This is a genomic window from Mesorhizobium sp. M1E.F.Ca.ET.063.01.1.1 (assembly GCF_003998155.1).
Taxonomy (GTDB): domain Bacteria; phylum Pseudomonadota; class Alphaproteobacteria; order Rhizobiales; family Rhizobiaceae; genus Mesorhizobium.
In genome coordinates this window covers 1-8040 of the sequence record NZ_RZSC01000238.1, presented here as the reverse complement: position 1 = coordinate 8040, position 8040 = coordinate 1, and the positions used below count along the sequence as shown (strand labels likewise).

Genomic DNA, 8040 nt, shown 5'->3' with positions numbered 1-8040 from the left:
ACCGGCTCAAGATCGCCTTGATGAGGGACTGGGGCCTCAAGACCCCCGAATTCGATTTCTATCCCCTGCCGCAGGTGCAGGGCATCCTGCGCAAGGGCAACTGGACCGCCACCGCCGCCATCCACAAGGATGCCGACAGCGACATCGCGCGCGTCATCGCGCTCTGGCCCGGCCTGAAGAACGAGGCCTACGGCCTCGCCTGCGATATCGGCTCGACCACCATTGCCATGCATCTGGTGTCGCTGCTGTCGGGCCGTGTTGCGGCCTCTTCCGGCACATCCAATCCGCAGATCCGCTTCGGCGAGGATCTGATGAGCCGCGTCTCCTATGTGATGATGAATCCGGACGGCCGCGAAGGCATGACGGTCGCGGTGCGCGAGGCCATTTCAGGCCTCGTCGACAAGGTCTGCGCGGAAGGCAATGTCCACCGCAACGACATCCTCGACGCGGTGTTCGTCGGCAACCCGATCATGCACCATCTGTTCCTCGGCATCGATCCGACCGAGCTCGGCGGCGCGCCTTTCGCGCTCGCCGTTTCCGGCGCCGTGCGCATCAAGGCCTCCGACCTCGGCCTGAAGCTGAACCAGGGCGCGCGCCTCTACATGCTGCCCTGCATCGCCGGCCATGTCGGCGCCGACGCCGCCGCGGTCACGCTGTCGGAAGGCCCGCACCGCCAGGACGAGATGATGCTGATCGTCGACGTCGGCACCAATGCCGAGATCGTGCTCGGCAACAGGACGCGCGTGGTCGCGGCCTCTTCCCCGACCGGCCCGGCCTTCGAGGGCGCGGAGATCTCCGGCGGCCAGCGCGCCGCGCCAGGCGCCATCGAGCGCGTCCGCATCGATCCCGACACGCTTGAGCCCCGCTACCGCGTTATCGGCTCGGAACTGTGGTCCGATCAGCCGGGCTTTGCCGAAAGCGTGCAGGCGACCGGCGTCACCGGCATTTGCGGCTCCGGCATCATCGAAGTGATCGCCGAGATGTATCTGACGGGCATCATTTCGGAAGACGGCGTCGTCGACGGCTCGCTCGCGGCGCGCTCACCGCGCATCGTCCCCAACGGGCGCACCTTCTCCTACGTGCTGAAGGATGGCGAGCCGAAGATCACCATCACCCAGAACGACGTGCGCGCCATCCAGCTTGCCAAGGCAGCCCTTTATGCCGGCACCAAGCTGTTGATGGAAAAGCAGCACACCGACCATGTCGACCGCATCCATTTCGCCGGCGCCTTCGGCTCCTTCATCGACCCGAAATACGCCATGGTGCTGGGCCTGATCCCCGACTGCGACCTCGACAAGGTGTCGGCCGTCGGCAACGCCGCCGGCGCCGGCGCGCGCATGGCGCTGCTCAACCGGGGCTACCGCCGCGAGATCGAGGAAACCGTGAGCAGGATCGAGAAGATCGAGACGGCGCTGGAGTCCAAGTTCCAGGAGCACTTCGTCTATGCCATGGCGCTGCCGAACAAGGTGGACCCGTTCCCGAAGCTCGCAGCCGTGGTGAAGCTGCCGCCGCGCAAGGCAACGAGCGAGGACGGCGCCGTGGGTGATGCCACCCCGCGCAGGCGCTCGCGCGAGGAGCGCGCGGCACGGCGCGGCCTCGGATAGGCCTGCTTCTTACCGGTACGCCTTCGATTTCATTTGCATGCAAATGTTTCCGGATCCGCCCGATCCGGAAACCGAAACGCTGCTTTTGCGAAATCCTTTCGATACATGCCTGGCGCATTCAGCGGCCATCGAACGGTGGCCGGGATCGTGCATGTCGCCCAAAAGTGCTCAGCGGTTTTGGGAAAGGACATGCAGCAAAAATGAGTTGTCGGCCGCCGCTCTTCAAAGGGAGATGAAAATGTCGATGTTCGATAACCTCAGCCGCTTTGGCGTTACCATCAGGCAGGCCCATGCACGGAACAAGGCGATCCGCGCGCTCGACGACCTGCCGGCGCATGCCCGGAAGGATATTGGCTGGCCGGCCTCGCCGCCGAGCGACCCGCAGGCGGCTCTTCACAAGCTGCTGCTTGGCACGCCGCGCTGATGACCTTCGCCGACAAATGCAAGCTGCTCGGCAAACGCCGGGGCCGGCAAGCGGCCTCGGCGACCGGCGACAACAAGCTGCGCGCCGCGCTGCTGCCGGGGCGTCGGTGACGCGCCTGCTATCGAATCAGGGCGTCGCATCACGTCGATGTGCGCCCGGCGAACCTTGACATTTTTAGCTGAGATCCAATCTTCGGATAGTGGGGAGAATTCTCTTAGTCGGCTCTGCCGAAGTCCGTGTATCCGCATGCCTAGTTTGAAAAGCCACGTCGTCTCGTTCATTCTTAGGCACAGCCGCAAGAAGGCCTTTTCCAGTCCCGAGAATCTGCAGCGCTGGATTGCCTACGCCCGCAAGACCGAAGACTATCATCCGCCCGCCTTGCTGAAAGCGCGGCTCGACATCGCCGAGACCAGTGTCGGTGGTTTTCCCGTTTATGAGATCGCGCCGACGGCCGGCGAAAGCCGGCGCATCCTTTATCTGCATGGCGGCGCCTTCGTCTTTCAGATGACATCCTATCACTGGGTGCTGATTGCCGAGATGGCGGAGCGGCTGGGCTTCGGCGTCACCGTGCCGATCTATCCGATCGCGCCGGAGCACAACTTCCATGACATGTTCGGCATGGTGGGCGACGTCTATCGGCGCATGCTCGAAGAGACCGATGCCGGGGATATCGTCTTCATGGGCGATTCCGCCGGCGGCAACATGGCCGTGGTGCTCACCATGATGGGCGCCGAGAAAGGCCTCCCAGCACCATCGCGCCACGTGCTGATCTCGCCCGGCCTCGATATGTCGCTGTCCAATCCGGAGGTGTTCGAGGCGGAGCGCCGCGATCCGTGGCTCGGCATTTCCGGCGGGCTCGAGGCGATCCGGCTCTACAGCGCCGGCATCGACCGCTCCGACTGGCGCATCAGCCCGCTCTATGGCGATCTCTCGGTGCTGCCGAAGACGCTGCTGCTCACCGGCTCGCATGACCTGCTCAGCCCCGATAATCTGATCTTCGCCGAACGGGCGCGCGCCGCAGGCGTCGAGGTCGACGTGGTCTATGAGGAAGGCATGTTCCATGTCTGGCCGCTGATCGAGATGCCGGAGGCGCGACGCGCGCGCGACAGCATCGTCGACTTCCTCACCGGCGAACCGACACCGCAGCGCGCCCGCGCACCGCGCCTGACCGGAACTGCCTACGCGGCGCGGCCTGCGCCGGCGGCCGAATAGCTCAGAACCTGCCGGTTTCGCGGAACAGTTCGAACGTCGCGCGGATGTGATCGGCAACGGCCTTCACCGGCGCGCTGGCGTCGGGCGCCACCACCATGGCGAGATTGTAGGTGCCGATATCTGGCATGCCGTCCTTCTGGCCCAGCTCGACCATATCGTCGCCGAGGAAGGATTTTGGCAGTGGCGCCACGGCGAGGTCGGCCATGATCGCGGCGCGCTGGCCGGCCGTGTGGGCGCTCATATAGGCGACGCGGTAGTTGCGGCCCTCGCGCCCGAGCGCTTCCAGGGCGCCGGCCCGCCAGGCGCAGCCCTCTTCCCACAGCGACACCGGCAGCGGTTCGCGCAGATGCGCGCAGCCACCCTTGGCGCCCGCCCAGACGATCGGCTCGGTCAAAAGCACCTCGGCGCCGAGCGCGCTGGTCTTGTAGGAATTGGTGAGCAGCGTGATGTCGAGCGCCCGGTCGTCCATGCGGCGGCGCAGATTGCTGCTCTGATCGATGGTGACGTCGACGGCGATCGACGGATGCGACTGCGCGAAGCGCTTCAAGACATGCGGCAGCACGCGCTCGCCATAATCATCCGGGGAGCCGAGCCGCACCACGCCCACGATGTCGGGAATGATGAACTTCGACACCACCTCGCGGTTGATCGACAGAAGCCGCCGGGCATAGCCGAGCAGCATCTCGCCATCCGTGGTCAGCGTCACCGAACGCGCGTCGCGCGCGAAGACGGAGCGGCCGAGAATGTCTTCCAGCTTCTTGATCTGCATGGAGACGGCCGAGGGCGTGCGGAACACCGCATTGGCGGCGGTGGTGAAGCTGCCGGTCTCTGCGATCGCCACGAAGGTGCGCAGCACATCGAGATCGAGCAGCGGCAGAGGATGGTTGAGCGGGGCGTTCATCGGAGCTTACCTTCAATTTTTCTGATGCAAACGATCATCCCATTTCGTTTGATTGAACATCACTTCAGGCGCATAGTCAACTCGATCGATGCAGGATGCTGCCAAAAGCAGCCATGAAACAACCCCGACACGGACCTGCAATCGACATGAAATGAAGCTGAAGCAGACCTGACGTAACGCATTGCCGGGTGCCTCCCTGCCCGAATCGAGGAGAATGAAAATGTCTATCCTGTCGTCTATCGGTCGGCTCGCGACCGAATTCAGCGCCGCCCGCGCCCGCTACCAGACCGAACGCGCAATCCATTCGCTGCCGATCGAGCTGCAGAAGGATATCGGCTGGCCGGAAGCCGCCGATGCCAAAACCGGTGTGCGCCTCGGCGTCGGAACCTGGGCCGGAGCGAAGTAACAAAGTGTGCATTCAGTGCTGAAGGCCTGCCGCATCAGCCCGGCAGGCCTTTTTGTTTGCACTCAAACGAATTTTCCAGCCATGCGGCCGCTGCATGACGCATATGAACCACTCGCATAACACGGCGCCGTTCTACTTAATGCCTTGTAAACAATCGTAAATTTCGGGCAGTTTGCCCAAATATGTCGCAATCCATGTCGCTTTTCATATCAAGCGCTTCGTTTTTGCGATTTAGTTTTTGCTGAACCAAGCCTATATCACCTCTCAGCAAAAACGAGCTGCCCCACTCCATCAAGCGAAGGCGACCCGTCTGAGCAACCAAATGGAGATGATGATGAAGCTCTTTGCCCGCCTGTTCACCCGCCGCGAAATGAACCTGACGACCGCTCTCGAGCGTCAGCGTCTTGCCAAGACCATGCCCGGCCAGACCGGCGCTATGGCCGCTGCCCGCCTCGGCTTCGTTGCCTGAGCACTCGTTCGACGGGACGGCCGCGCGCCGTTACCCGACTTGATCACAACGCCGCCGGGCCTCGCCAAGGCGGCGTTTTCATTTTGACGGCGCGGTTCGTTGGATACCTGAGGTGGTATCTCCAGGCTCGCGCCATCGGCGATTGCCCATTTGCGACCCGTGTCGCAAATTTAATCTTCACTTAGCCGCCTACCCGATTGACAAGAATGCTTTTTCCTGATGTCGCTATGCTATTAGCGACATTCTGTTCGCGTCATGGCCGCGTGAGGTCTCCCGTGAATGCCGTAAAGCTCCCGATCAAGAGATCGTTTGTATTCTTCCTCGTCCCCGACTTCACCATGATCGCCTTCGCGACGGCGCTCGACCCGTTGCGCTCGGCCAACCGGATGCTCGGCTACGATGCCTATAGCTGGCGCCTGGCCAGCATCGACGGCAAGCCGGTGCGCGCCTCGAACGGCGTCGAATGCGCCGTCAACACCTCGCTCGAGGAAGAGCGCAAGAAGATGGCCGGGCCAGACAGGCCGAACATGGCGATCGTCTGCAGCGGCATCAATGTCGAGCGCTACCACAACAAGTCGGCCTTCGCCTGGCTGCGCGAGGAATACAATCGCGGCGTCGCCGTCGGCGGGCTGTGCACTGGCGCGCATATCCTGGCTGCTGCCGGGCTTTTGTCCAACAAACGCTGCGCTATCCACTGGGAGAACCTGCCGGGCTTCTCGGAGGCCTTCCCCAAGGCCAATGTCTTTGCCGACCTCTTCGAGGTCGACCAGAACGTCTATACCTGCGCCGGCGGCACCGCCGCGCTCGACATGATGTTGAAGCTGATCGGCGACGACTTCGACGAAAGCCTCGTCAACCGTGTCTGCGAGCAGGTGCTGACCGACCGCGTGCGCAGCCCGACCGATCGCCAGCGCCGGCCGCTGCGGGCGCGTCTGGGCGTCCAGAACTCCAAGGTGCTGACCATCATCGAATTGATGGAGGCGAATCTCGCCGAGCCGCTGTCGCTGATCGAGATCGCCGATCACGTCGATCTGTCGCGCCGGCAGATCGAGCGTCTGTTCCGCACCGAGATGGGCCGATCCCCCGCCCGCTATTATCTCGAGATCCGGCTCGACCGCGCCAGGCATCTGCTCATCCAGTCGTCGATGCCTGTGGTCGAGGTGGCCGTGGCCTGCGGCTTCGTCTCGGCCTCGCACTTCTCCAAATGCTACCGCGAGCTCTATGCCCGCTCGCCGCAGCAGGAGCGCGTCGACCGCAAGCAGTTGCTGGCCGCCTGAACCAGTCAGGTGGCGGCTGCCTGGGCGGACTGCGTCTGCGCAGTCCGCATCGCCTCGATGCGGATGTCCTCGGTGAGTTGCGCTTTCAGCGTGGAAAATTCCGGGCTGGTCTTCAGCGTGTAGTGGCGCGGATGCGGCAGGTCGACCGGCACGTCCGATTTGATGCGGCCAGGCCGCGCGCTCATCACGACCACCCGCGAAGCCATGAAGATTGCCTCCTCGATATCGTGGGTGACGAACAGCACCGTCTTCTTGCGCCGCTCCCAGATGCCGAGCAGCAATTCCTGCATCAGACCGCGCGTCTGGTTGTCCAGCGCGCCGAACGGCTCGTCGAGCAACAGGATCGCCGGGTCGTTGGCCAGCGCGCGCGCGATCGCCGTGCGCTGCTGCATGCCGCCCGAAAGCTGCTTCGGCCAATGGTTTTCGAACCCCTTCAGACCGACGAGGTCGACATAGGAGGCGACGATCTCGTTGCGTTCGCGTTCCGGCATGCCCCGCTCGCGTAAGCCGAAGGCAATGTTTTCGGCAACCGTCAGCCAGGGAAACAGCGTATAGGACTGAAAGACCATGCCGCGATCCGGGCCGGGCCTGGTGACGGCCTTGCCGTCGAGCAGCACATGGCCGGTGCTCGGCGCCTCCAGCCCGGCCACGATGCGGAGCAACGTCGATTTCCCGCAGCCGGACGGGCCGAGGATGGTGATGAAATCATTGGCCGCAACCGAAAGGTCGACGGGCTGCAAAGCCTGCACCGGATTGCCGCCACGCACCCCGGCGAAGGTTCGCGAAACGCCTTCGATGAGAAGCTTGCTCACGCCAGGCTCCACGGATAGAGCCAGCGATTGAGCGCCTTGAAGGCGAAGTCGGACAACAGTCCGATCAACCCGATCACGATGATGCCGAAGATGATCTGCCCTGTCGCCAGCCGCGACTGGCTGTTGATGATCATGTAACCGATGCCGGATGACGAGCCGATCAGCTCGGCGACAATGACATAGGTCCACGCCCAGCCGAGCACCAGCCGCAGCGTCTCGGCGATTTCCGGCGCATTGGCCGGCATGATCACCCGTTTGACGATGCCGTTGTCGGTTGCCCCCAGCGTGTAGGCCGCCTCGACCAGGTCTCGCCTGGTGCTGCCGACCTTGACCGCGACGATCAGGATGATCTGGAACACCGAGCCGACGAAGATCACCAGGAGCTTCTCCAGTTCACCGATGCCGGCCCACAGGATGAGCAGCGGGATGAACGCCGAAGCCGGCAGGTAGCGGGCGAAGGACACAAACGGCTCGAGGAACGCCTCGATCGGCTTCCAGGCGCCCATCGCGATGCCGATCGGCACCGCGACGATCGAAGCCAGCACGAAGCCGCCGAAGACGCGCCAGATGGTGATCAGGATGTCGAGCCAGAAGCGGTCCTCGACCAAAAGCCGCCAACCGTCGCCAAGCATCGACGGCGGATCGGCGAGAAAGATCCGGTTCACATGGCCGCCCAGCGTGATCCACGCCCAGAACGCCACGAAGAGCACAAAGAAGGCGATGCCGAGCACGGTTCGGGTGCCCGGCGGAACGGGATGCAAGGGACGCAGCATCAGGCACTGTCCTTAAAGCATGTCTCCCGAAAGCGGGAACCGGTTTCGGGACAAAGACATGCGTAAAATCAAGAAACCTAAAGCGCAGGGAGCGAATCTGAAAGATCGCGACGCGCTTTAAGGAGAAGGAACGGCGGCTTGTCGCCGCCGTCGATCGAGGGA

Annotated in this window: 9 protein-coding genes; 6 read left to right on the top strand and 3 right to left on the bottom strand. The window is 63.3% G+C overall.

Translation table 11 applies throughout. The annotated features are described in order from the left end of the window. The 3 genes from EOA29_RS17845 to EOA29_RS17835 form a co-directional block, all read left to right on the top strand. A partial coding sequence (locus EOA29_RS17845) for an ASKHA domain-containing protein (protein ID WP_127221221.1) occupies positions 1-1604 on the top strand: 1604 nt, incomplete at its 5' end. A 238-nt stretch (positions 1605-1842) separates the two neighbouring features. Further along, entirely contained in the window at positions 1843-2028 is a 186-nt protein-coding gene (locus EOA29_RS41480) for a hypothetical protein (RefSeq protein ID WP_127299399.1), read from the top strand. Positions 2029-2274: 246 nt separating this feature from the next. After that, a complete protein-coding gene (locus EOA29_RS17835) occupies positions 2275-3240 on the top strand; it encodes an alpha/beta hydrolase (protein WP_126093286.1) in 966 nt (321 codons plus the stop codon). Between the two features lies 1 nt (position 3241). Here the strand turns inward: EOA29_RS17835 and EOA29_RS17830 are convergent, their stop codons facing one another. After that, on the bottom strand, positions 3242-4141 hold the full coding sequence (locus EOA29_RS17830) for a LysR substrate-binding domain-containing protein (protein ID WP_126093285.1): 900 nt from the start codon (positions 4139-4141) through the stop codon (positions 3242-3244). A 220-nt stretch (positions 4142-4361) separates the two neighbouring features. On the opposite strand from EOA29_RS17830, the gene EOA29_RS17825 reads away from it, so the two are divergent. From EOA29_RS17825 to EOA29_RS17815, 3 genes are all read left to right on the top strand, one after another. Next, entirely contained in the window at positions 4362-4547 is a 186-nt protein-coding gene (locus EOA29_RS17825) for a hypothetical protein (protein WP_126093284.1), read from the top strand. A 238-nt stretch (positions 4548-4785) separates the two neighbouring features. Next, positions 4786-5016 carry a hypothetical protein gene (locus EOA29_RS41475; protein WP_189434644.1) on the top strand — a complete coding sequence of 77 codons (231 nt, stop codon included), beginning with the start codon at positions 4786-4788 and terminating at the stop codon, positions 5014-5016. A gap of 338 nt (positions 5017-5354) precedes the next feature. Next, positions 5355-6293 carry a GlxA family transcriptional regulator gene (locus tag EOA29_RS17815; protein WP_348628895.1) on the top strand — a complete coding sequence of 313 codons (939 nt, stop codon included), beginning with the start codon at positions 5355-5357 and terminating at the stop codon, positions 6291-6293. A gap of 5 nt (positions 6294-6298) precedes the next feature. On the opposite strand, the gene EOA29_RS17810 is transcribed toward EOA29_RS17815, so the two are convergent. Continuing rightward, complete coding sequence (locus tag EOA29_RS17810) at positions 6299-7105, bottom strand: ABC transporter ATP-binding protein (protein WP_126093282.1); 807 nt, start codon at positions 7103-7105, stop codon at positions 6299-6301. Further along, positions 7102-7878 carry an ABC transporter permease gene (locus EOA29_RS17805; protein ID WP_189350002.1) on the bottom strand — a complete coding sequence of 259 codons (777 nt, stop codon included), beginning with the start codon at positions 7876-7878 and terminating at the stop codon, positions 7102-7104. Before EOA29_RS17805 ends, EOA29_RS17810 begins: the two co-directional genes overlap by 4 nt. Positions 7879-8040: the final 162 nt, after the last annotated feature.

Bases quoted from the DNA above. Each gene is read 5' to 3' on its own strand.
- EOA29_RS41480 (WP_127299399.1), top strand. From the start codon at position 1,843: ATGTCGATGTTCGATAACCTCAGCCGCTTTGGCGTTACCATCAGGCAG.
- EOA29_RS17805 (WP_189350002.1), bottom strand. From the start codon at position 7,878: ATGCTGCGTCCCTTGCATCCCGTTCCGCCGGGCACCCGAACCGTGCTC.
- EOA29_RS17830 (WP_126093285.1), bottom strand. From the start codon at position 4,141: ATGAACGCCCCGCTCAACCATCCTCTGCCGCTGCTCGATCTCGATGTG.
- EOA29_RS17815 (WP_348628895.1), top strand. From the start codon at position 5,355: ATGATCGCCTTCGCGACGGCGCTCGACCCGTTGCGCTCGGCCAACCGG.
- EOA29_RS17835 (WP_126093286.1), top strand. From the start codon at position 2,275: ATGCCTAGTTTGAAAAGCCACGTCGTCTCGTTCATTCTTAGGCACAGC.
- EOA29_RS17825 (WP_126093284.1), top strand. From the start codon at position 4,362: ATGTCTATCCTGTCGTCTATCGGTCGGCTCGCGACCGAATTCAGCGCC.